The sequence below is a fragment of the Isoptericola sediminis genome (assembly GCF_013085345.1).
In the GTDB taxonomy this organism is placed as follows: Bacteria; Actinomycetota; Actinomycetes; order Actinomycetales; family Cellulomonadaceae; genus Isoptericola; species Isoptericola sediminis.
Map to the genome: position 1 here is coordinate 14,490 of NZ_JABFAJ010000010.1, position 21,159 is coordinate 35,648.

Annotated in this window: 25 protein-coding genes and 1 tRNA gene; 13 read left to right on the top strand and 13 right to left on the bottom strand. The window is 72.3% G+C overall.

What is annotated here, in order from left to right:
• Positions 1 to 83: 83 nt before the first annotated feature.
• Positions 84 to 2,651, bottom strand: a complete 2,568-nt coding sequence (locus tag HLI28_RS05255) for an ATP-dependent Clp protease ATP-binding subunit (RefSeq protein WP_171246465.1) — start codon at positions 2,649 to 2,651, stop codon at positions 84 to 86.
• Positions 2,652 to 2,855: 204 nt separating this feature from the next.
• Here HLI28_RS05255 and HLI28_RS05260 point away from each other — a divergent pair, with 204 nt between their 5' ends.
• The 4 genes from HLI28_RS05260 to HLI28_RS05275 all read left to right on the top strand — a co-directional run bounded on the left by HLI28_RS05260 (position 2,856) and on the right by HLI28_RS05275 (position 5,925).
• The gene (locus HLI28_RS05260) at positions 2,856 to 3,518 is read left to right on the top strand and encodes a hypothetical protein (protein ID WP_246246433.1); all 663 of its coding nucleotides are present in this window, start codon (positions 2,856 to 2,858) and stop codon (positions 3,516 to 3,518) included.
• Positions 3,519 to 3,573: 55 nt separating this feature from the next.
• Positions 3,574 to 4,437, top strand: coding sequence for a universal stress protein (locus HLI28_RS05265; RefSeq protein WP_171246466.1), 864 nt, complete (start codon positions 3,574 to 3,576; stop codon positions 4,435 to 4,437).
• 41 nt (positions 4,438 to 4,478) lie between these two features.
• Entirely contained in the window at positions 4,479 to 5,057 is a 579-nt protein-coding gene (locus tag HLI28_RS05270; protein ID WP_171246467.1) for an alpha/beta hydrolase family protein, read from the top strand.
• 106 nt (positions 5,058 to 5,163) lie between these two features.
• Entirely contained in the window at positions 5,164 to 5,925 is a 762-nt protein-coding gene (locus tag HLI28_RS05275) for a hypothetical protein (protein WP_171246468.1), read from the top strand.
• 6 nt (positions 5,926 to 5,931) lie between these two features.
• Here HLI28_RS05275 and def read toward each other — a convergent pair whose 3' ends face one another.
• The gene (gene def / locus HLI28_RS05280; protein ID WP_171246469.1) at positions 5,932 to 6,618 is read right to left on the bottom strand and encodes a peptide deformylase; all 687 of its coding nucleotides are present in this window, start codon (positions 6,616 to 6,618) and stop codon (positions 5,932 to 5,934) included.
• Between the two features lie 160 nt (positions 6,619 to 6,778).
• On the opposite strand from def, the gene HLI28_RS05285 reads away from it, so the two are divergent.
• Both HLI28_RS05285 and HLI28_RS05290 read left to right on the top strand, forming a co-directional pair.
• Complete coding sequence (locus HLI28_RS05285) at positions 6,779 to 7,237, top strand: DUF6325 family protein (RefSeq protein ID WP_304602628.1); 459 nt, start codon at positions 6,779 to 6,781, stop codon at positions 7,235 to 7,237.
• Between the two features lie 30 nt (positions 7,238 to 7,267).
• Positions 7,268 to 7,573: an SHOCT domain-containing protein gene (locus HLI28_RS05290; RefSeq protein ID WP_171246470.1), complete on the top strand. Its 306-nt coding sequence runs from the start codon at positions 7,268 to 7,270 to the stop codon at positions 7,571 to 7,573.
• A gap of 12 nt (positions 7,574 to 7,585) precedes the next feature.
• Here the strand turns inward: HLI28_RS05290 and gad are convergent, their stop codons facing one another.
• A complete protein-coding gene (gad, locus tag HLI28_RS05295; RefSeq protein ID WP_171246471.1) occupies positions 7,586 to 8,989 on the bottom strand; it encodes a glutamate decarboxylase in 1,404 nt (467 codons plus the stop codon).
• Between the two features lie 98 nt (positions 8,990 to 9,087).
• Between gad and HLI28_RS05300 the strand changes: the two genes are divergently transcribed.
• Positions 9,088 to 9,900 carry a bestrophin-like domain gene (locus HLI28_RS05300; protein WP_171246472.1) on the top strand — a complete coding sequence of 271 codons (813 nt, stop codon included), beginning with the start codon at positions 9,088 to 9,090 and terminating at the stop codon, positions 9,898 to 9,900.
• A 14-nt stretch (positions 9,901 to 9,914) separates the two neighbouring features.
• Here HLI28_RS05300 and HLI28_RS05305 read toward each other — a convergent pair whose 3' ends face one another.
• Both HLI28_RS05305 and HLI28_RS05310 read right to left on the bottom strand, forming a co-directional pair.
• Complete coding sequence (locus HLI28_RS05305; RefSeq protein WP_343035672.1) at positions 9,915 to 10,298, bottom strand: DUF1622 domain-containing protein; 384 nt, start codon at positions 10,296 to 10,298, stop codon at positions 9,915 to 9,917.
• Between the two features lie 36 nt (positions 10,299 to 10,334).
• The gene (locus HLI28_RS05310; RefSeq protein ID WP_171246473.1) at positions 10,335 to 11,003 is read right to left on the bottom strand and encodes a GAP family protein; all 669 of its coding nucleotides are present in this window, start codon (positions 11,001 to 11,003) and stop codon (positions 10,335 to 10,337) included.
• A 121-nt stretch (positions 11,004 to 11,124) separates the two neighbouring features.
• On the opposite strand from HLI28_RS05310, the gene HLI28_RS05315 reads away from it, so the two are divergent.
• Both HLI28_RS05315 and HLI28_RS05320 read left to right on the top strand, forming a co-directional pair.
• Positions 11,125 to 11,520: an ester cyclase gene (locus HLI28_RS05315; protein ID WP_171246474.1), complete on the top strand. Its 396-nt coding sequence runs from the start codon at positions 11,125 to 11,127 to the stop codon at positions 11,518 to 11,520.
• A 7-nt stretch (positions 11,521 to 11,527) separates the two neighbouring features.
• Complete coding sequence (locus tag HLI28_RS05320) at positions 11,528 to 12,037, top strand: DUF2127 domain-containing protein (RefSeq protein WP_171246475.1); 510 nt, start codon at positions 11,528 to 11,530, stop codon at positions 12,035 to 12,037.
• Positions 12,038 to 12,064: 27 nt separating this feature from the next.
• Here the strand turns inward: HLI28_RS05320 and HLI28_RS05325 are convergent, their stop codons facing one another.
• On the bottom strand, positions 12,065 to 12,769 hold the full coding sequence (locus HLI28_RS05325) for a class I SAM-dependent methyltransferase (RefSeq protein WP_171246556.1): 705 nt from the start codon (positions 12,767 to 12,769) through the stop codon (positions 12,065 to 12,067).
• A 183-nt stretch (positions 12,770 to 12,952) separates the two neighbouring features.
• Here HLI28_RS05325 and HLI28_RS05330 point away from each other — a divergent pair, with 183 nt between their 5' ends.
• Positions 12,953 to 13,303 (top strand): SpoIIAA family protein, encoded by a 351-nt coding sequence (locus tag HLI28_RS05330; protein ID WP_171246476.1) that lies wholly within the window; start codon positions 12,953 to 12,955, stop codon positions 13,301 to 13,303.
• Between the two features lie 40 nt (positions 13,304 to 13,343).
• Here the strand turns inward: HLI28_RS05330 and HLI28_RS05335 are convergent, their stop codons facing one another.
• Positions 13,344 to 14,051 (bottom strand): 4a-hydroxytetrahydrobiopterin dehydratase, encoded by a 708-nt coding sequence (locus tag HLI28_RS05335; protein ID WP_171246477.1) that lies wholly within the window; start codon positions 14,049 to 14,051, stop codon positions 13,344 to 13,346.
• 231 nt (positions 14,052 to 14,282) lie between these two features.
• On the opposite strand from HLI28_RS05335, the gene HLI28_RS05340 reads away from it, so the two are divergent.
• Entirely contained in the window at positions 14,283 to 14,792 is a 510-nt protein-coding gene (locus HLI28_RS05340) for an ankyrin repeat domain-containing protein (RefSeq protein WP_171246478.1), read from the top strand.
• Between the two features lie 75 nt (positions 14,793 to 14,867).
• On the opposite strand, the gene HLI28_RS05345 is transcribed toward HLI28_RS05340, so the two are convergent.
• From HLI28_RS05345 to tmk, 4 genes are all read right to left on the bottom strand, one after another.
• Positions 14,868 to 14,940, bottom strand: a tRNA-Thr gene (locus HLI28_RS05345).
• A 278-nt stretch (positions 14,941 to 15,218) separates the two neighbouring features.
• Positions 15,219 to 16,796, bottom strand: coding sequence for an alpha/beta hydrolase (locus HLI28_RS05350; RefSeq protein ID WP_343035674.1), 1,578 nt, complete (start codon positions 16,794 to 16,796; stop codon positions 15,219 to 15,221).
• An 89-nt stretch (positions 16,797 to 16,885) separates the two neighbouring features.
• Positions 16,886 to 18,022 (bottom strand): DNA polymerase III subunit delta', encoded by a 1,137-nt coding sequence (locus HLI28_RS05355; protein WP_171246479.1) that lies wholly within the window; start codon positions 18,020 to 18,022, stop codon positions 16,886 to 16,888.
• Positions 18,019 to 18,768 carry a dTMP kinase gene (gene tmk / locus HLI28_RS05360; protein WP_171246480.1) on the bottom strand — a complete coding sequence of 250 codons (750 nt, stop codon included), beginning with the start codon at positions 18,766 to 18,768 and terminating at the stop codon, positions 18,019 to 18,021. Before tmk ends, HLI28_RS05355 begins: the two co-directional genes overlap by 4 nt.
• A 127-nt stretch (positions 18,769 to 18,895) precedes the next feature.
• Here tmk and HLI28_RS05365 point away from each other — a divergent pair, with 127 nt between their 5' ends.
• Positions 18,896 to 19,294 carry a pyridoxamine 5'-phosphate oxidase family protein gene (locus HLI28_RS05365; protein ID WP_171246481.1) on the top strand — a complete coding sequence of 133 codons (399 nt, stop codon included), beginning with the start codon at positions 18,896 to 18,898 and terminating at the stop codon, positions 19,292 to 19,294.
• 13 nt (positions 19,295 to 19,307) lie between these two features.
• On the opposite strand, the gene HLI28_RS05370 is transcribed toward HLI28_RS05365, so the two are convergent.
• Both HLI28_RS05370 and HLI28_RS05375 read right to left on the bottom strand, forming a co-directional pair.
• A complete protein-coding gene (locus HLI28_RS05370) occupies positions 19,308 to 20,378 on the bottom strand; it encodes a Gfo/Idh/MocA family protein (protein WP_171246482.1) in 1,071 nt (356 codons plus the stop codon).
• Positions 20,375 to 20,848, bottom strand: a complete 474-nt coding sequence (locus HLI28_RS05375) for a MarR family winged helix-turn-helix transcriptional regulator (RefSeq protein WP_171246483.1) — start codon at positions 20,846 to 20,848, stop codon at positions 20,375 to 20,377. Before HLI28_RS05375 ends, HLI28_RS05370 begins: the two co-directional genes overlap by 4 nt.
• A gap of 81 nt (positions 20,849 to 20,929) precedes the next feature.
• On the opposite strand from HLI28_RS05375, the gene HLI28_RS05380 reads away from it, so the two are divergent.
• Positions 20,930 to 21,148 carry a hypothetical protein gene (locus tag HLI28_RS05380; RefSeq protein WP_171246484.1) on the top strand — a complete coding sequence of 73 codons (219 nt, stop codon included), beginning with the start codon at positions 20,930 to 20,932 and terminating at the stop codon, positions 21,146 to 21,148.
• The last annotated feature ends 11 nt before the right edge of the window (positions 21,149 to 21,159 follow it).

Here is a 21,159-nt window from a genome sequence, read left to right on the forward strand (position 1 = left end):
CGGGCACGACGAAGGCCCCGGAACCCTCCACGGGTTCCGGGGCCTTCGCGGTGTCAGGCGGTGTCGCTCACGCGGTCACCGGGTCACTCGGCGCCGGCCTGCATCTGCCCGGTGGGCGGCAGGTCCTTGACCGAGACGCCGGACGGGGCGTCCAGCGCCGCCGACGCACCGACCGAGACGGGACCGCGGTCGTGCTCGGACTTGGGGACCCCGCGGAAGGTGAACTCCCCGAGGATGCCCTCGCCCTCGCCGTCGACGACGACCATCTCGCCCTGCTTGAGCTCGCCGAACAGGATCTTCTCGGACAGCGAGTCCTCGATCTCCCGCTGGATCGCCCGCTTGAGCGGCCGCGCACCGAGGACCGGGTCGTAGCCCTTCTCGGCGAGCAGCTTCTTGGCGGCCGTGGTCAGCTCGATCGCCATGTCCTTGTCGCGCAGACGGCGGTCCAGCTTGGCGATCTCGAGATCGACGATCTCGATGATCTCCTGCTCGGAGAGCTGCGGGAACACGATCATGTCGTCGACACGGTTGAGGAACTCGGGCCGGAAGTGCTGCTTGAGCTCCTCGTTGACCTTGGCCTTCATCCGCTCGTAGGAGGTGCCCAGGTCGCCGCCGGCGTTGAAGCCGGTCTGGACGCCCTTGGCGATGTCCCGCGTGCCGAGGTTGGTCGTCATGATGATGACGGTGTTCTTGAAGTCGACCACGCGACCCTGGGAGTCGGTGAGGCGACCGTCCTCGAGCACCTGCAGCAGCGAGTTGAAGATGTCGGCGTGCGCCTTCTCCACCTCGTCGAACAGCACGACGGAGAACGGACGGCGACGGACCTTCTCGGTGAGCTGGCCGCCCTCGTCGTAGCCGACGTAGCCGGGGGGCGAGCCGAACAGCCGCGAGACCGTGTGCTTCTCCGAGAACTCGGACATGTCGAGCTGGATGAGCGCGTCCTCGTCCCCGAAGAGGAACTCGGCGAGCGCCTTGGCCAGCTCGGTCTTCCCGACGCCGGTGGGGCCGGCGAAGATGAACGAGCCACCGGGACGCTTCGGGTCCTTCAGCCCGGCACGCGTGCGGCGGATGGCCTGCGAGAGCGCCTTGATCGCCGCGTCCTGACCGACGACGCGCTTGTGCAGCTCGTCCTCCATGTGCAGGAGCTTGGAGGACTCCTCCTCGGTCAGCTTGACCACCGGGATACCGGTGGACATCGCCAGCACCTCGGCGATCAGCTCGTCGTCGACCTCCGCGACCGTGTCGAGGTCGCCGGACTTCCAGGCCTTCTCCTTCTCGGCGCGCTTCTGCGTGAGCTGCTTCTCGGTGTCACGCAGACCCGCGGCCTTCTCGAAGTCCTGCTCGTCGATCGCCGACTCCTTCTCGCGACGCGCCTCGGAGATCTCCTCGTCGAGCTCCTTGAGCTCCGGCGGGGCGGTCATGCGGCGGATGCGCAGGCGCGCGCCCGCCTCGTCGATGAGGTCGATCGCCTTGTCCGGCAGGTACCGGTCGTTGACGTACCGGTCGGCGAGCTGGGCGGCCGAGACGAGCGCGGAGTCGGTGATGGACACCCGGTGGTGCGCCTCGTACCGGTCACGCAGGCCCTTGAGGATCTCGATGGTGTGCTCGAGGGAGGGCTCGTTGACCTGGATCGGCTGGAAGCGACGCTCCAGGGCCGGGTCCTTCTCGACGTGCTTGCGGTACTCGTCGAGCGTCGTGGCACCGATGGTCTGCAGCTCGCCGCGGGCCAGCATCGGCTTGAGGATGCTGGCGGCGTCGATCGCGCCCTCGGCGGCACCGGCCCCGACGAGGGTGTGGATCTCGTCGATGAACAGGATGATGTCGCCGCGGGTGCGGATCTCCTTGAGGACCTTCTTGAGGCGCTCCTCGAAGTCACCGCGGTAGCGCGACCCGGCCACCAGCGCACCGAGGTCGAGGGTGTAGAGCTGCTTGTCCTTCAGCGTCTCGGGGACGTCACCGCGCACGATGTCCGCGGCCAGCCCCTCGACGACGGCGGTCTTGCCGACGCCGGGCTCGCCGATGAGGACCGGGTTGTTCTTGGTGCGGCGGCTCAGCACCTGCATGACCCGCTCGATCTCCGTGGTCCGGCCGATCACCGGGTCGAGCTTGCCCTCGCGGGCCGCCTGGGTGAGGTTGCGGCCGAACTGGTCCAGCACGGCCGAGCCGGACGGCTGGCCCTCCTGGGGGCTCCCGGCGGCGACCGGCTCCTTGCCCTGGTAGCCGGACAGCAGCTGGATGACCTGCTGGCGCACCTTGTTCAGGTCGGCGCCCATCTTCGTCAGCACCTGAGCGGCCACGCCCTCGCCCTCGCGGATGAGGCCGAGGAGGATGTGCTCGGTGCCGATGTAGTTGTGGCCGAGCTGCAGCGCCTCGCGCAGCGACAGCTCCAGCACCTTCTTGGCGCGCGGCGTGAACGGGATGTGCCCGCTGGGGGCCTGCTGGCCCTCGCCGATGATCTCGGTGACCTGTGCGCGGACGCCGTCGAGCGAGATGCCCAGGGACTCGAGCGCCTTGGCCGCCACGCCCTCACCCTCGTGGATGAGGCCGAGGAGGATGTGCTCGGTCCCGATGTAGTTGTGGTTGAGCATCCGCGCCTCTTCCTGGGCGAGGACGACGACCCGACGGGCTCGGTCCGTGAATCTCTCGAACATGTGCTGCTCCTCATGCGGGCGGCATTCCTGCACCCCGTCGGTGTGACGGCGACAGCCTGACCGCTACGACTCTATTCGCTCCCAACTCACCGAACGGCCTCGGAATGCCCGTGTTCGCCAGGGGCGTGACGGCGTGGCCCGTTGCCGGTTCGCGCCGGGCGGGGAAAAGTGAGGGCAAGTGGCCACACGCACCGGGAGGTCCCCATGGACGACGGCGGGCACGACGCCGGGCACGAGAGCGCCGGCCAGGACACCACCCCGAACCCGCAGCACGCCGGTGACGTCGACCCGCGGATGGCGCGTTTCGCCGGGCGGGTCGGCGAGGTCGAGGACCCCCTCACCTGGGGTCTCGACCTGGAGGACGAGGCACTGACGGGCTGCGAGGACGACATCGACCCGACGTCGGACCGGTTCGTGCGCTCCTACCGCACGTTCGCCGGCGAGTCCCTCGAGATCGAGACCCTCCGGACGGCGGTGGCCGAGGACGCGGTCGAGGACGTGGTCCGCGCCGCCGCCAGCGGCGCCCTGGCGGCACCCCTGCACGCCGACATCGCGGCGCCCGTCGAGCCGGACGCCGAGCCGGCGCCGCGGCCCGGCCGGGACTTCGCCGACGACTTCGCGGACTACCGCAGCGCGATGCGGGCGATCGTGGCCGAGGTCGACGCGGTCGAGCTGGAGCACGACACGTTCGGGGTCGACGGGCGCCCGGTCGCCGCCACCGAGGTGCAGGTGCGCGACGTCGTGGCCGTGCACGTCGCGACGCCGGGACGCGGTCTGGTGATCACCGGCCCGGCCGACCTCGTGGACCGCGTCACCGTCGTCACCCGGCCGATCCGGTCGCTGCTGCACCCGCCCGAGCATCGCTGACCCCCTGGATCCCCGTCGTCGTGCCTGGTCACGACCGCCGTCCTACCGTGGACCCATGGACGGCATCGTGGTCGGGGTCAACGGGTCGGTCGAGGCCGACGAGGCGCTGGACTGGGCGGCGGCGGAGGCGAGGTCGGCACGCCTGCCGCTGGTCGTCGTGATGGTCGCCCGCGAGCGGGACGAGGAGTCGCTCGGCGCCGTGCTGGCCGAGCGCGAGGCGGAGGCCGCGGAGATCCTCGGACGCGCCCGCGAGCGCCACGGCGGTGAGCTCGACGCGGAGGTCCGGGTGGTGCACGGCCCGGAGCCCGAGGCGCTGATGGCGGCGGCCGACGACGCGGAGATGCTGGTGCTCGGCCGACGACGGCGCAACCGCCTGGGGCGCCGGCTGCTGGGTTCGGTCTCGACCACCGTGGTGGAGCACAGCCGGATCCCGGTGACCGTCGTGCGCCGCCCCGAGGACGGCGACCAGAGCGGCCCGGACCAACCCTCGGACAGGCCGCGGGTCGTCGCGGGCGTGGACACCTCCGGCCACTCGGTGGCCGCGCTCGTGCACGCCGCCCGGGCGGCCGCACGCCTGGGGGCGGTGCTGGAACCGGTGTTCGCCTGGCAGATCACGACGCTCGCGCCCCTGCCGGGTTCGTGGGGATGGGCACCCCCGATCGACGACTACGAGCGCTTCGCACGGGAACGCCTGGAGGACGTCATCCGTGCGGTCGAGCTGCCGCTGTCGCCCGACCGGGTCCAGCCACGGGTGGTGCACGGCCAGGCGGCGAAGGTCCTCATCGAGGCCTCGGTCGGTGCCGACCGGATCGTGGTCGGCACGCGCGGCCTCGGCGGGTTCGACCGCCTCGTGCTGGGCTCGACGGCGCGGCAGGTGCTCGACTACGCGAGCAGTCCCGTGACCGTGCTCAACGGCTGAGCCGGCACGCGCCGGGGACACGGCGGGGTCACACTGGCCCCATGCCCACCGCGACCACCCCCGCAGGCCTGCTGCTCACCCCCGGTGCCGGTGCGGACCGCGAGCACCCGACCCTGCGCGCCGTCGAGGACCGCCTGGCCGCTCACGACCCGCCGCTGCCCGTCGAGCGCGTCGACTTCCCCTACCGCACCGCCGGGAAACGCGCCCCGGACCGACCTCCCGTCGCGATCGCCCACGTCCGGGCCGAGACCGAGGCACTGGCCGCACGCCTCGGCGTCCCGACGGACCGCCTCCTGCTCGGCGGACGCTCCTACGGCGGCCGGATGTGCTCGATGGCCGTCGCCCAGGGCCTGCCCGCCGCCGGGCTCGTGCTCCTCAGCTACCCGCTGCACCCGCCCGGGAAGCCCGACAAGCTGCGCACGGAGCACTTCGGGGAGCTCGACCTGCCCGTGCTCTTCGTCTCCGGCGACCGCGACCCCTTCGGCAGCCCCGAGGAGCTCGCCGAGCACACCGCGGCGATCCCCGGCCCCGTCACCCGGACGACGCTGCGCGGCGCCCACGACGTCAAGGCCGTCGACGACGTGGCGGACGCCGTGGCGGAGTGGATCGACTCCCTGTGAGGTCCAGCCACGCCGATCGCCGGCACGAGTGCCCGGAACGACGATTGTTCCCCTAGCATGTGGGTCGCCGTCCGGCGCGAGCCGGTCCCAGCGTCGGAAGGTCCACGTGCGTAGCGCCCACCTCGTCTCCCGTGTCGTCGTGAGCATCGTGCTGGCCGGTGCCGCGAGCGGGATCGGCTCCTCCGCCGTCGCCGCCGACGACGACCTGGACGTCACCACCAACGGCGTCACCTACCGCGACCGCGACCAGCGCGCGCACGAGGACCAGGTCACCTACGCCATCCGCAGCCTGGACGAGTGGCGGTTCGAGTGGCTCACCGAACCGATGTCGATGGGCCGTGCCGGCGAGGTCCCGTTCACCAAGGCGCCCGGCGCCATGCCCGACGGCTACTGCGTCACGTACGTCCGGGTCCCCGGCGTCGGCGAGTTCCGCGAGAGCTCCGGAGGCCAGCGGTGCACCGGCACGTCCACCGCGCGGCCGCCGTCGAGCTCCGACCAGACCACGACGGCGCCCCGGGAGCCGCAGGACGAGCCGGCCCCGGAGCCCGCGCCGACCTCCGCCGAGCCCACGCCGGAGGAGGAGACCGCCTCCCCGACACCGACCCCGTCGCCCAGCCGGAGCGCGTCGGCGTCGCCGTCGGCCACACCCTCGCCGACGTTCACCAAGACCGGCCCCACGCCGTCGCCGTCGGCCGCCCCGCTCGCCGACGGTCCGGCCGGCGGTGAACCCGGCGACAGCGACCTGTGGAGCGCCCAGGACCGCATCCTGGACGGTGAGACCTGGGCCGCCATCGGGTTGGGTCTGGCCGCGGTCGGCGTCGCGGTCGGTGGCGCCGTGGCCCTGCGGGCGCGGTTCCGCGCCGACTGAGATCCCTCAGCGACCTCCGGCCGGCTGCTCGGGATAGTCCGCCGGGCGCTTGCCCAGCTCCAGGGTGATCTCCCGCCGGTCCGCCAGCACGCCCTCGCGCTCCTCGTCGCGCTGACGCAGCGCGTCCCGCTGCAGGTCCCGGGACAGGTGGTCCCAGTACAGGACGCCGTCGAGGTGCTGGCACTCATGGATGAACGCCCGCGCCAGGTAGCCGGTGGCGTCGAGCTGCACGGGGCCCCCGTGCTGGTCGACGCCCCGGACGCTCGCTCCCGCGCGCCGCGCCAGCGGCTCGTAGGCACCGGGCACCGACAGGCAGCCCTCGTCCTCGGTGACCAGCTCCGCGGTGTCGTCGATCTCGAGCACCGGGTTGACCACGTGACCCACGTGGCGGTCACCCCGGTCGTCCGTGAGGTCGTAGACGAAGACGCGCAGGTCGACACCGACCTGCGGCGCCGCGAGCCCGACGCCCTGCGCGACCTCCATCGTCGCGAACAGGTCGTCGACCAGCCGCGCGAGCTCCGGCGTCGAGAACTGCTCGACCCGCCGGGCCGGGCCGTGCAGCACCGGCTCCCCGATCTCGGTGATGCGCAGCGCGCGACCGCGCCGCGCCTCCGGCACCTGGGCCGGGTACGGGTCGACGGGCTCACCGAGCAGATAGGTGGTGGGGCGCCGACGCCCGAAGGTCCAAGGCATGCCCCCGAGGGTACCCGTGGCCCCCGTGTGCGTCCGGGTGTGCGACGTCGGCCGCGCGGCGTGATCATGGACGCGACGGACGCGGTCGGACGACGCTCGAGCGCGGCGACGGACGGGAGGTTGCGCAGATGGCCGACGACACGCACCAGAGGATCTCGACGTGAGCGACGCGGCGGCGGCACCCGGATCGGACGAGGTGCTGATGGGGCCCGTCGACTACCTCGTCATCGAGTTCCGCGGCGACCGCATGACCGGTGAGGGCTGGCCGATCCTCGTCGACCTCGTCGACCGCGGCGTGATCCGCATCCTGGACCTGGCCTTCCTGCGCAAGGCCGAGGACGGCTCGGTCAGCGGGCTCGCGCTGGAGGACCTCGGGGCGGACGGTGTCGAGCTCGAGGTCTTCGAGGGCGCCCGCTCCGGGCTGCTGGGGGACGACGACCTGGCGGAGGCTGCTGCCGCCCTCGAGCCCGGCAGCGCCGCCGGGGTGCTGCTGTACGAGAACACCTGGGCGGCGCCCTTCGCCGCGGCGATGCGACGCAGCGGCGGTGAGCTGGTCGCCTTCGGCCGCATCCCCCTGGACGTGCTGCTCGACGCCGTGGACGGCGAGGACGCATCGTGACGACCCGACCCCGATCCGAGGAGATCTGACATGCCCGGACTGCTCCGCGGCGTGGCGCGGACGGCGGCCATCGCCGGCACCGCCACCGCCGTCTCGAACCGCGTCTCCCGACGGCAGGCCAACCGGTGGGCGAACCAGGCGTACGCCCAGGAACCGCCGCCGCAGTACAGCGCCCCACCGCCGCCGCCCCCGGCACCCGCACCGGCTCCGGCCGCCGCCCCGGCGGGCGCGGACGACATGCTCGCCCAGCTCGAACGGCTCGGGAAGCTCCGTGACGCCGGGGTCCTCACCGACGCGGAGTTCGCCCAGCAGAAGGCGAAGATCCTCGCGGGCTGACGTGTCGCGCGGTCAGTGCCGGAACGACTCCGTGTGACTCGGGTCGTGCGGGAGCTTCGTCTCCAGGCTCTCGAGGAAGTCCGTGGACCGAGCGAGGTCGGCGAGGAACATCTCGGCCATGTCGCGTGACAGACCGTTGCGGACCACGACCCGCAGCCCCGCGACGTCGGTGAGGTCTGCCGGCAGGGTGTAGGCGGGGACCTGCCACCCGCGCTCGCGCATCTTCGCCGAGACGTCGTACACCGTGTAGTTCGTGACCTCGGGCCTGAGCCGGAAGAAGAAGACCGGCAGCTCCGAGCCGTCGGACAGGAGCTCGTAGGGTCCCATCCCGGCGATCGCCCCCGAGAGGAACAATGCGGTGTCCCGTGCTGCCTGCTGGATCTGCCGGTAGCCCTCCCGACCCAGGCGGACGAGGTTGTAGTACTGGGCCACGACCTGCGCACCGGGCCGCGAGAAGTTCAGGGCGAAGGTCGGCATGTCCCCGCCGAGATAGTTGACGTGGAACACGAGGTCCTCCGGGAGGTCCTCCGGCGTGCGCCAGACGATCCAGCCGACCCCGGGGAACACCAGCCCGTACTTGTGCCCCGAGGAGTTGATGGAGCGCACCCGCGGCACGCGGAAGTCCCAGCGCAGGTCCGGGTCGAGGAACGGCGCGACGAATCCGCCGGACGCCGCGTCCACGTGGACCGGGACGTCCGGCCCACCCGAGGCGGCGAGCTCGTCGAGCGCGTTCGCGATCTCCTCCACGGGCTCGTACGACCCGTCGAAGGTGGACCCGAGGATCGCGACGACACCGATGGTGTTCTCGTCGACGAGCTTGACGGCCTCCTCGGCGTTCAGCTGGAGCCGGCCCTCCTCGATCGGTGCGTAGCGCGGCTCGACGTCCCAGTAGCGGCAGAACTTCTCCCACACGACCTGCACGTTGATCCCCATGACGAGGTTGGGCCGGTCCGTGGGCAGTCCGGCGGCACGACGGCGCTCGCGCCACCGCCACTTCAGGGCCAACCCCCCGAGCATGACGGCCTCGCTCGATCCGGTCGTCGACGTGCCCGTCGCCTCCTCACCCTCGGGCGTGTTCCACAGGTTGGCGATCATCCGGACGCAACGGCCCTCGATCGCCGCGGTCTGCGGATACTCGTCCTTGTCGATCATGTTCTTGTCCGAGGTCTCCGCGAACAGCAGCCGGGCCTCGTCGTCCATGTACGTCGTGACGAACGTGGCCAGGTTCTGGCGCGAGTTGCCGTCGAGCATCAGCTCGTCGTGGATCATGCTGTACGCGATCGGCGGGTCCATCCCGTCCTCGGGGATCACCTGCGCGGGCATGCCGTGCGTCGCCCGCGGGCGCGCGTAGAGCGGAGCGATCGCGAGCCGCTCGAACTCCTGCAACTCTGAGGACTCGGACGAGTGAAGGGCCATGGAAACCACCATGGACCTGCCCGGCCGGGCTCGCACCGGTGCACGTGGTCGAGGGCACGGGTCGAGCGCGCGTCGTCGAGCGGGGAGGACGTGAGGTCATGTCGTGGGGCCCGGGTGTCAGTGCCGTCATCATCGTCCTCGTCGGGCTCGTCGCGGGCACGATCACGATCGTCGTGCGCCGTACGGCCCCCCGGCTCGGCTCCGTCGATCCGGCTCCCTGGTCCGCGACCCTCTCCTACGTGGCGACCGCCTACGGCATCGTGATCGGCTTCTCCATCCTCTACCTGTTCGGGGCGTACGCCGGGGCCCGCAGCGCCGTCGGCGACGAGGCGACCTCGATCGGCACCGCTTTTGAGGAGGTGCAGCTGTTCGACGAGGCCGCGCCGGACGTGCAGCACGCGCTGATCTGCTACGCCCGGGCGGCGTCGGCCTACGACTGGCCGGCGATGCAGGAGGGCACGTCCGCCCCGGAGGTCGACGACGCCTACGCCGACCTCGTCGCCTCGCTGGGGCAGGCGCAGGAACCTCCGCAGGGAACCTTCGGGCCCGCCACGGCCACCAACGTCCTCGTGCAGATCGGGTCCATCTCGACCGCCCGCGAGACCCGCCTCGTCGCGGCCACCACCGTCCTTCCCGTGCTGCTGTGGGCACTGGTGCTGGGAGGTGGGCTGCTCGTCGTCGCGCTGATCTTCGCCGTGACGCTGCCGGCTGCACGACGCACGCAGTCGGTGCTCGTCGGGCTCGCCGCGTCGTTCACCACCGTGCTCGTGCTCCTGGTCGCAGCGTTGAACAGCCCCTTCTCCGCCGGCTCCGGACGGGTGTCCCCGGCGCTGATCGACCAGACGACGGTGTCGATGGAGCAGTCGGCCCCGGAGATCGCCGGACGTCCCTGCCCGGCCTCGGGCGGGTAGCCCTGGTCCCCGGTTCAGTCCTGGGGCGTTCCCCGGCCGCGCTGCCACGGCCATCGGCCGTGCAGCTCGACCATGAGCGACCAGGACAGGAAGGTCCGCACCACCACCAGCAGCCCCAGGGCGGCGACGTTCTGCAGGGTCGGCTCGAGCGTGACGGTCCGGATCACATCGGCCGCGATCAGCAGGTCCAGGCCGAGCAGGAGGCCCCGGCCCACCGACTGCTTGACGCGCTCGACGGCGTCGCGCACCCCGGCGGTCCGCCACGTCCTGGCCCCGGCGACGAACGCCGCCACGACGGCGACCGTGATGACCGCGATCGCGACGACCTCGATCCAGACGGAGATGTTCTCGGCGAGGCTCCAGTCGCCGATGGCCGGTACCGCCTCCACGTCGTCCACCCGGGCCTCCCCTCGTGCCGTCGGATCCCCCGCCGATCAGGTCAGGATCTGGAGCGCGTCCCCGACCAGGCTGACACCGAAGACGACCAGGAGCACCGCCATCACCGTGGCGTTGTTCGCGATCAACCACGTCTTGGTGCGGTCGAGCGCGGGGGCGAGCCGTCGTCCCGCGACCAGGTAGCCGAGCACGGGCAGCGTCACCGTCAGCGTGGCCAGGACGGTGAACACCGCCACCGACGCCACCGTCCCGCCGGTCGACAGCGACAGCGAGCCCAACGAGGCGCCGGCGGCCGCGGCGAGCAGGAGGTTCTTGGGGTTCACCGCCGACAGCGCGAGCCCCAGGCCCGCGGCGGCGACGGGGCGGAGCTCGTCGATGCGGGACATCCAGCCCGGGACGGGCGGTTCGTCGTCGGGGCCCGGCCGCCCGGCCCACTGATGGCCGGCTGTCAGCAGCAGGAGCGCACCCAGCACGAGCTTGATCCACCCCGCGGTGGTGCCCGGCTCACCGCTGTCGGTCCCGAGCCCTGGGATCAGCAGGACGAGCGTGACCACGCCCGCGACGCCGACGATCCAGGCGAGCATGAACACGAGGCTGTTCACGCGGGCACGCCTGCTGAAGAGCATGAGGATCACCGCCGCAACCGGCAGCGGGCTGATCGCGATACCGACCGCGTAGCCGATCGTGACGCCGACCGCCTCACCCATGCCGCCCACCTCCGCGTGTCACCGGCGGTCTCACGGTATCCGCACGCCCGGTACCCCGCAGAGCAGCCTCGGGGGTTTCCCACCGACGCCTGGCGACGAGGTCGTTGCTAGCGTGACGTGGATGGACCGGGCAGGGATCGTGCGCGCCGTCTTCGACCAGGGCTGGAACGAGCAGCGCTTCGACGCGCTCGCCCCGGCGCTCGGGACGTTCGAGCTCCACGTGGGCGGTCAGCACCGGACGACGGACCTCGCCGAGCTCGAGGCGATCGTCGGCGCCTGGCACGAGGCCTTCGCCGAGCTCCGGTTCGACGTGCACGCCGTGACCGCCTCCGACGACGTCGCGGCGGTCCGCGCGACGCTTCGCGGTACGCATCGCGGCGCGTGGCAGGGCCTCGAGCCGACCGGACGCTCGATCGAGGTCGAGCACATGTTCTTCTTCCGGTTCGACGGTCCGCGCATCACGCACGTGTGGGAGCTGCTCGACCGCCCGGCGCTCGACGCGCAGCTCGGGCGCTGACCCGGCGATGCGCGACCGGGTGCTGGACCTCGTCTTCCTGGTCGGCGTGCTGCTCAAGGGGCTCGACGGCGTCGTCGAGCTGATCGTCGGCGTCGTGCTCCTGATCGTGACGCCGGCCCAGCTCCGCGACGCCGCCGACGCCCTGACCGCGCCCGAGCTCGCCGAGGACCCGCACGACCTGCTCGCGCACGTCCTGCTGCGCGGCGTCGAGAACCTCGACGCCGGGACCGCGTCGTTCCTGGCCGCGTACCTGCTGATCCACGGGGTCGTGAAGATCGGCATCGTCGGGGCGCTGGTGCTGGGGACGCGACGGGTCTACCCCTGGGCCATCGCCGTGCTGCTGGCATTCCTCGGCTACCAGGTCTACGAGCTCGTGGTGCACCCGACCGTCGTCGTCGCCCTGCTGACGGTCTTCGACGCGCTGATCGTCCTGCTGACGTGGCGGGAGTGGCGCGAGGGCCGCACGCTGCGCGAGACCCTGCGCAGCACCACGGAGTGGCTCACGGCCCGTGGGTGACCGCGGGCGACCACACCCCCGCCACGTCTACCGCGCCTCCAGGACGAAGAACAGGAAGCCGAAGAACGTCGACCGCTCCCCGCTGCGGAGGCGCGGAGGCAGCAGCTCGGGCGGGGTGTCGGGCGACGGCTCGGGCTCGTCGAGGAGGGAGATGCTGAAGCCGGCGTCCGCGAAGGCCGCGGACATCGCCCGCAGGGACCGGTGCCAGAACGTCAGCCAGACCGTCTCGCCGTCGAAGTCGTAGTCCTCCGTGTACGGCCAGACCGCGAACTGGTCCGCCTCCGGCCGGTCGACCACCTGGTGAACGGGGTGGTTGACCGAGAGCAGGAGCCGGCCGCCGGGCTTGAGCACCCGCTTGATCTCGGCGAGCGGGCCGGCCCAGTCCTCGAGGTAGTGCAGCACGAGCGAGGCGACGACGTCGTCGAAGGTGTCGTCCGCGAACGGCAGCGGTTCGGCGAGGTCGGCGACGTGCAGCGGCACGTCGTCACCCAGGTGCTCGCGGGCGAGCTCGATCATCGCGGGGCTGCCGTCGAGCCCGGTCACCTCAGCACCCCGGTCACGGAGCTCGGCCGTCAGCGGACCGGTCCCGCAGCCGACGTCGAGGATCCGCCGGCCGCGCACGTCGCCGGCCAGCCGGAGCATCGCGGGACGCTCGTAGTAGGTGTTGAACAGGCCCGAGGCGTTCGCCTCCTGGTACTCCCGCGCGAACCCGTCGTAGTGGTCGGCCCGCAGGGATGCCTCCGTCGGCGACTCGATGACCAGGGAAGACGCCACCGTAGCGTGCCGACGCCGAAGTCCGACCGCGCGTCGTCATCCCTCCACGATCCCCTCACCGGAGACGGGTCGTGAGGCCCGAGAAGGTGCGGGCCGGGCGGATCGCGGTGACGCTGGCCGTGGCCGTCGGAGGAGGACGACATGATCGAGAAGATCGCCCGCAGCCACGACGCGGTGCTCGGCTACCGGGTCGTCGGGGACGTCACCCGCGAGGACTACGAGGAGCTCGTGCCGGCGGTGCAGGCCGTCGTCGACGAGCACGGCAGAGCGCGGCTGCTGCTGGACCTGACCGACTTCCGGTGGGAGAAGGCCGAGGCCTGGGGTGCCGATCTCCGGTTCGGTGAGCACTTCCGGCACGTCATCGAGCGGATGGCTGTCGTCGGGGATCACGGCTGGGAGAAGTGGCTCGCGCGTCTCGCCGAACCGTTCTACGCGCAGGACGCGCAGTTCTTCACGGACCAGGACGCCGCCTGGGACTGGCTCGCCGAGTAGGACGCCGACTAGTGGTCGCTGGCGGCAGCGGGTCGTCGACTCAGTCCGTGGGTGCCGCGGACACGTCGACGCACACCGCGCCCCTGTTGCCGTCCTGGTCGGCGACCACGGTGATCCCCGGGGCGTCGCTGTCGTCGACGACGGTCCCGCCCGCGGCGACGGCGGCGGCGACCCGCTGCTCGGCCACCTCGGGTGCCACGTAGACCTCGACGTGGAACCGCTGCCCGGCGGTCTCATGCTCCGCAGGGCTCCCGAACCACAGGTTCGGCACCCGTCCCGTGGCATCCCGGACCTCGTCGCTGGGAGATCCGTGGCCCTGCGCCTCCGCGTCCCCGGTCAGCAGGGCGGCCCACACCGGGGCGATGGTCCCGGAACCTGCCGTGTCGAGGCCGAGCTCGAGGACACCGACCGCGGTGGGATGGGCGTCGACCCCGTGCCCGGCGGCGATCTCGGTGATCCGTCGGGCGAGGTCGACGTCGCGCTGGGTCACCCACTGGACCACGTGCTCGGTGCCCTCGTCGTCGCGGAAGACGGCGTCGTCGCTCATCAACCGGAGGTCGACGTGGCCCGTGCCGATCGACACGCTCAGATGGTCACCGATCGCGTCGCCCGCCGCGCCCAGCGCGGCGACGAAGCGCGCGCCGGTGCCGAAGTCGGCGGTCAGGTAGCGGGCGTGCAGCCCCTGAGCCAGCTTGCGCCAGTCGGTCAGACCGGCCCGGGCGATCTCGTCGCCCGTCAGCATGTCCATGCTCAGCGACGATATCGACGGTGTCGCTCGGTCGCCCGCTGTCACCAGGAACCGGCAACCCGGGACGGCACCACGACCGGGAGTCGCGGGGGTCGAGGAGCTCCCACGCCGTCATCAGGTCGACCGTGAGATCGACGACGGACGGACGACCATCGTCGTGCAGGTGCAGGGTCACGGCGGTATACAACCACCGACGTCATCCCGTTCGTCTACGCCATGGCCGGACGCCGCATGACAGCCGACCAGGCACGGATCGCCCTGCGCCTGGTCGAGCTGGGCGCCGACGTGAACCGCCGCTACGAACTGGCGCTGAACTCTCAGGGCAGCGCGGACATCTGGAGCCCCGTCCAGTACCCGCCGATCACCGTCGAGACCTGGGGCCACGGCACGTTGATCGGCCAGGCTCTTGCCGTGCACCCCTTCAGCAAGTCCCGCACCGGACCGACGCCGCTCTTCCTGGCGGTGGTCAACGACTCCCCCGAGCTCGTCGACGCCATGATCGCGGCGGGTGCGGACCCGAACGTGCGCACGAGCTTCGACGAGACGCCGTTGCACTGGGCCGTGCTGTTCGTCGCCCCTCGGGCTGCCGAACGCCTGCTCGAAGCCGGCGCCGACGTCAATGCCCGCACGACGGGCAAGCAGACGCCGTGGACGTGGACCCAGCGCCGGCGGCACAAGAAGGCCCGTGAGGATACGGCCGAGATCGCGAGGCTGCTCGAGGCCCACGGTGGTCATGCCTGAACCCCGGGCGATGCACGCACGGAGAACGACGAAGCCCCAGGCGGGGCGCTTGGCCTGACCTGGGGCTTCGGAGGGAGCCGCCTGTCGGAATCGAACCGACGACCTATTCATTACGAGTGAATCGCTCTACCGACTGAGCTAAGGCGGCGTGCCGTGCACGACCGGGACGGGTCCCGATCAGCGGGCGAGGCAACACTACCCGACGGCCAGGCCGGACTCCAAAGCGATCCGTGGAGCGACGCCGTCGGGTCGGTCACACCTCGATGGACGGCCCGACGCACGCGGTCCTGACTCGCGGCAGACCACCCTGACTCGGCGCAGAGTGCGCTGACTCGCGGGGAACTGCCCTGACCCGCGAAAGATCGTCCTGACTCGCGGGGAGCGGTCCTGACTCGCGGGGAGAGGGCCTGACTCGCGGGGAGCCGGTCAGCAGGTGAGGCCGTCCTCCGGCACCGTGCCCTCGATGAGGTAGTTCTCCACGGCGTCGGCGATGCAGTCGTTCGACCGACCGTAGGCGGTGTGCCCCTCGCCCTCGTAGGTGACCAGCACCCCCGAGTCGAGCGCGTCGGCCATCCCCTCGGACCACACGTACGGCGTCGCCGGGTCGTTGGTGGTGCCGATGACGACGATCGGGTCGGCCCCGGGCGCCGCGACGTCGTACTCCTGCTCGGCCGGCGGGTAGGGCCAGTCGGCGCAGGAGAGGCCGCCGTACCCGAAGAAGGAGCCCATCGTCGGAGCGGCCTCCTCGATCTCCTTCGCCTCGGCACGCATCGTCTCGACGTCCGTCGCACCCGCGCTGTCCAGGCAGTTGATCGCCGTGAACGCCTCGGTGGAGTTGGTCGCGAAGGACCCGTCGGCGTTCCGGTCGTTGTAGAAGTCCGCCAGGTACAGCAGCGTGTCCCCGGTGCCAGCGTTGATCGCCTCGTCGAGGGCCTGGGTGAGCACCGGCCAGCTCTGCTCGGCGTACAGCGTGACCGCGACCCCGTAGAACGCGAGCGTCTGGGTGACGTCGCGGTCCCCGCTGGTGGGGTACGGGTTGTCGTAGGCGCGGTCGAGCACGTCGCGCACCTGCTGCATACCCTCGTCGGCCGACCCGGTCAGCGGGCAGTCCGCGCCCGCCTGGCAGTCGGTGACGTAGGCGCGCAGCGCGTTCTCGAACCCGACCGCCTGCCCGGCGGAGATCTCGTCGGCGTCGAGGGTCGGGTCGATCGCGCCGTCCAGGACCAGCCGGCCGGCGCGGTCGGGGAACAGCCCCGCGTAGGTCGCGCCCAGGCTCGTGCCGTAGGAGAACCCGAGGTAGTGCAGCTGGTCGTCACCGAGCACCGCGCGCAGCAGGTCCATGTCCTTCGCGGCGCTCTGGGTGTCGACCTCACCGAGCAGCTCGCCGGTGTTCTGCTCGCACGCCTCGGCCCAGGCGGCGGCCGACTCCCGCGCGTCCTCGAGGCCGGCGTCGGTGGTCAGGTCGTAGTCCTCACTGAGGTACTCGTCCTTCTTGGCGTCGTCGAAGCAGGTGACCGCCGTCGAGTCCTGGACCCCGCGCGGGTCGAAGCCGACGATGTCGAACGACTCGCGCAGCGGCTCCCCGAACGAGCCGTTCTCCACGAAGTCGGTCCCCGACCCGCCGGGTCCCCCCGGGTTGACCAGCAGGGAGCCGACCTTCTCCCCCGTGGCCCGCGTGCGCACGAGCTCCAGCTCGATGCTGCCGGCCTCGGGGTCGTCCCAGGACAGCGGCGCCGTCGCCGTCGCGCACTCGAACCCGCCACGGCAGCCGGACCACTCGAGGTCCTGGGCGTAGAAGTCCTCGAAACCTTCCGGGCCGCCGGCCACGGGGTCGGAGCCCGCCTCGACGGTCGCCTCGCCCACCGGGGTCGCGGTCTTGGCCGGCGCGTCGGCCGTGCAGCCGGCGAGCGCCAGCGCAGCGGCGGCCACCCCTGCCAGCACGCCGGTCCGTCGGCCGGCGGGGACGTCGGGGTACGGGCGGGGGCGGCGGGCGGGGAACTTCACCCGGACAACCTACCGGCCGCGTCGAGCCCGGCCCGGCACCTTCACCGAACCTCCTCCGGCGCGTCGTCGCTGATGACAGGAAGGGGCCGTCAGCCCTGGGGACGCAGCGCGATCGCCATCGCCTCGACGGCGAGCAACGGCGCAACGTTGCCCTCCAGCCGCTCCCGCGCCTGACCGATCGCGTCCATGCGACGCACCGTCTGCTCGGGTGTCGAGTCGCGGGCCAGGCCGCGCACCGTGTCGGCCTGCTCGCCGTTGACCGGCTCGACGTCCGCGCCGAGCTGGACGACCAGCACGTCGCGGTACAGCGAGAGCAGGTCGACCATCGCCCGGTCGAGGACGTCGCGCTGGCTACGGGTCGCCCGGCGCTTCTGGTCGTCCTCGAGCTGCTTGACCTGCGACCGGAGCTTGGGCGGGACGGTCTCTCCCTCGCCCACGCCCAGAGCGCGCAGGAGCTCGGACTTCTCGGCGGCGTCGCGTTCGGTGGTCGCGGCGGCCGCCTCGGCCTTGGCGACCTCCACGAGGTCGGCGGCGGCCAGCACGGCGTCGGGCACCCCGCGGATGCGGCGCGCGATCCGGAGCACGTCCGCCCGGCGCTGCCGAGCCTCCGGGTCCCGCGCCAGCCGGCGCGCCATCCCGACGTGGGACTGCGCGGCCTGCGCCGCCTGCAGCGCCACCGCGGGGTCGACGCCGTCGCGGCGCACCAGCAGGTCGGCGACGTCCCGGGCCGGGGGCACGCGCAGCGCGACGCTGCGGCACCGCGAACGGATCGTCGGGAGGACGTCCTGGCTGCTGGGTGCGCACAGCACCCACACGGTGTGCGCCGGCGGCTCCTCGATCGACTTGAGCAGCACGTTGGTCGTGCGCTCGACCATCCGGTCGGCGTCCTCGACGACGATGACGCGGTAGCGGCCGGCCGACGGCGTGCGCGACGCCGTGGTGATGAGGTCTCGCACCTCGTCGATGGTGATGACGACCTTGTCCGTGGCCACGACCGTCAGGTCCGGGTGGGTCCCGGCCAGGGTGGTCGTGCACGCGCGGCAGCGCCCGCACCCACCCTCGGGACACTGCAGCGCAGCGGCGAAGGCGCGCGCCGCGACGGACCGGCCCGACCCGGGCGGTCCCGTCAGCAGCCATGCGTGGGTCATCGCGCTCGGGTCGGTCGCGGCGCGCCGCAGCACGCCCACCGCTTCGGGCTGGCCGACGACGTCGTCCCAGACGGTCACGACGTGCCCTCCTGGTCCGTGCGGGCATGCTCGGGCTCGATGTCGGAGGGGTCGGCCGACGGCCACCTGCGCACCGCGGCGACCTCGGGGTCGGCCAACCGCACGGCCTCTCCGACGACGGGGGTCAGGTCCAGGCGGGAGGCGACGTCCACGCGGATCTGCGCCTGGATGTCGTCGACCGTGCCGGTGGCGTCGATGACGAGCCACCGGCCCGGGTCCGCGCTCGCCCGACGCAGGAACGCGTCGCGGGTGCGGCGGTGGAAGTCGAGTCCGGCCCGTTCGAGCCGGTCGGGCTGTCCCTCGCGGCGCGCGGCGGCGGTGGCGGGATCGACGTCGAGCAGCACCGTCACGGCCGGCAGCAGTCCGTCGGTGGCCCACAGCGAGAGGTTCTCGACCTCGTCCTGGGACAGCTCGCGCCCTCCCGACTGGTAGGCGACCGAGGAGTCGAGGTACCGGTCGGTGACGACGACGGCGCCGCGTTCCAGCGCCGGCCGGATCACGGTGGCCACGTGGTGGGCCCGGTCGGTGGCGTACAGCAGGGCCTCGGTGCGGGGGTCCACGTCGCCGCCGTGCAGCACGGCCCGGCGCAGCTCCGCCCCCAGGGCCGTGCCCCCGGGCTCGCGGGTCAGCACGACCTCGCGCCCGGTGACCGTGCCGAGCCACTCCGCGAGCAGGCGGGCCTGCGTCGACTTGCCGGCGCCGTCACCGCCCTCGAAGGACACGAAGTACCCGGGTGCGCTGCTCACGCCCACACCCTAACCGGGCCGTCCCACACGGCTCGTGCTGTGGTATTGGTCGCATCAGGGGGTCCTCGGCACGCAGGACCCTCCCGGTAGCGGGACGATAGGGACACCACGACCGAAGGGGACGACGATGACCGACGACGGAACAACCACCACGCTCACCCCGGACGAGTGCTGGGCCGTGCTGGCCGCGCAGCCGATCGGCCGCCTCGCGACCGCCGTCGCCGGCGAGCCGGAGATCTTCCCGGTCTCGCACGCCGTCGCCGACGGACACGTCTACTTCCTCACCCGTCCGGGCAGCAAGCTGGTCGAGGTGACGGTCAACAACCGTGTCGCCTTCGAGGCGGACGAGTGGCGCTTCGACACCGCCTCGAGCGTCGTGCTCAAGGGCACCGCCGAGGTCCTGGAGAAAGACGAGGACATCGCCGCCGCCGAGGCGACCGAGCTCGTGCCCTACCTCGACGACGGCAAGAACGTCTGGGTCCGGATCACGCCGACCGAGATGAGCGGCCGCCGGCTCACCCGGTGACCGGCGGTCGCGCTCACTCGCCCGGGTAGACGACCCCGAGCTGGGCGCGCGCGTCGTCCAGGATGCTCATCACCTCGAGGGTGTGCTCCCACGGCATCCGCGGGCTCTCGGTCCGCCCGGCTGCGAGGCACCGGGCGACCTCGGCGGCCTCGTACGCCTTGCCCTCCCCCGCCGGGGAGGTGAACGACCAGGTGGTGCCGTCGTCCCGCACCACCCGGAAGCCGGTCGGGGTGAAGAACCACTCGGGGATCTCGATGTGGCCGCGCGTGCCGATGATGCGGGCGCCGGCCGCGCCCTTGGCGGTGGAGGACGTGTGCAGCACCGCCTGGGCGCCGGACTCGTACCGCAGGATCATGCTGACGTGGTCGTCGACGCCCGTCTCCGCCAGCGTCCCGCGGGCGACGGTCTCGGCCGGCACGCCCAGCAGGTCGTGCACGAGGGTGATCGGGTAGATGCCGAGGTCCAGCAGCGCACCCCCCGCCAGCTCCGGGGCGAACAGCCGGTGCGTCGGGTCGTAGTCCCGGTAGATGTCGAAGTCGGCCAGCACCGTGCGCACCTCGCCGATCTCCCCGCGGGCGATCGCCGCGCGGATCGCCGCGACGTGCGGCAGGTAGCGGGTCCACACCGCCTCCAGCAGGAACACCCCGGCCTCGCGTGCGGCCTCGAGCAGCGCACGCGACTCGGCCACCGAGCGGGTGAGCGGCTTCTCCACGAGGACGTGCTTGCCGGCGGCGATCGCGAGGCGGGCGTGCTCGAGGTGGTGCGAGTGCGGGGTGGCGACGTAGACCACGTCGACGTCGTCGTCCGCCACCAGGTCCTCGTACGACCCGTGGGCCCGCGCACCCGGTGCATGGGCGTCGGCGAAGGCCTGGGCCTTGTCCACCGAGCGGGAGCCGACGGCGGTCACCCGCGACGCCGTGCGGTCCCGGACGCCGTCGGAGAACGACCCGGCGATGTTCCCCGCACCGAGCACCCCCCACCGGATCGCCGGGGCGGCCATCAGGTCGGGCACTGTGCCGACGAGGTCGTCGGCGGTGAGACGGGCGGCGTAGGTGGACGGCGTGGCGGCGGTGGGATCGGTCATGGGTCCACCGTAGGCGCGGCGTCGCGGTGGGCGGCGGAGATCACCGCCGCGGAGGCGGCGCGCACCCGCTCGAGGTCGTCCAGGCCGAGCCCCGAGGCCGCCACGACACGACCCGGCACCTCGACCGCCTCGGACCGCAGGGCCCGGCCGGCCTCGGTGAGGTGCACCTCGACGACGCGCCCGTCCGCGGCGGACCGTCGCCGCTCGAGGAGTCCCTGCTGCTCCAGGCGCTTGAGCAGGGGCGAGAGGGTTCCCGGGTCGAGGTACAGCCGGCCGGCGAGCCCGGTCGCCGTCGTGGTGCGTCCCGCACCGGCGTCCTCCCACAGGCCCAGCAGGACGAGGTACTGCGGGTGGGTGAGACCGAGCGGCTCGAGCACCGGGCGGTACAGCGACACCATCGCCCGGGACGCCGCCGACAGCGCGAAGCAGACCTGCGTCTCGAGCGCGAGGGGATCCACCGGTCGGTCCATGCGCTCAGGGTAGGCCGAGCCCTCCGGTCCGACATATAGTTGGTGCACCAATCTTTGGTGGGCCACACATCAGGAGACGCCGTGGGACTGTTCCGCCGCCGCCCGGACGACGACCGCACCTGGGGCATGCGGTTCACCGAGTCGTTCCTGCCGGTCTTCGGGCCGGCGTCGATCCGCAGGACACCGCCCGTGCCCCCGAGCGCCGAGGACCTGGCTCGCGAGGCCCGCCTGCACAGCACCTACGAGCAGGTCACCGGGCCCGACGGCCACCGTTACGTCGTCGAGCGTCACCCCGACTGACCGCGCGGGAG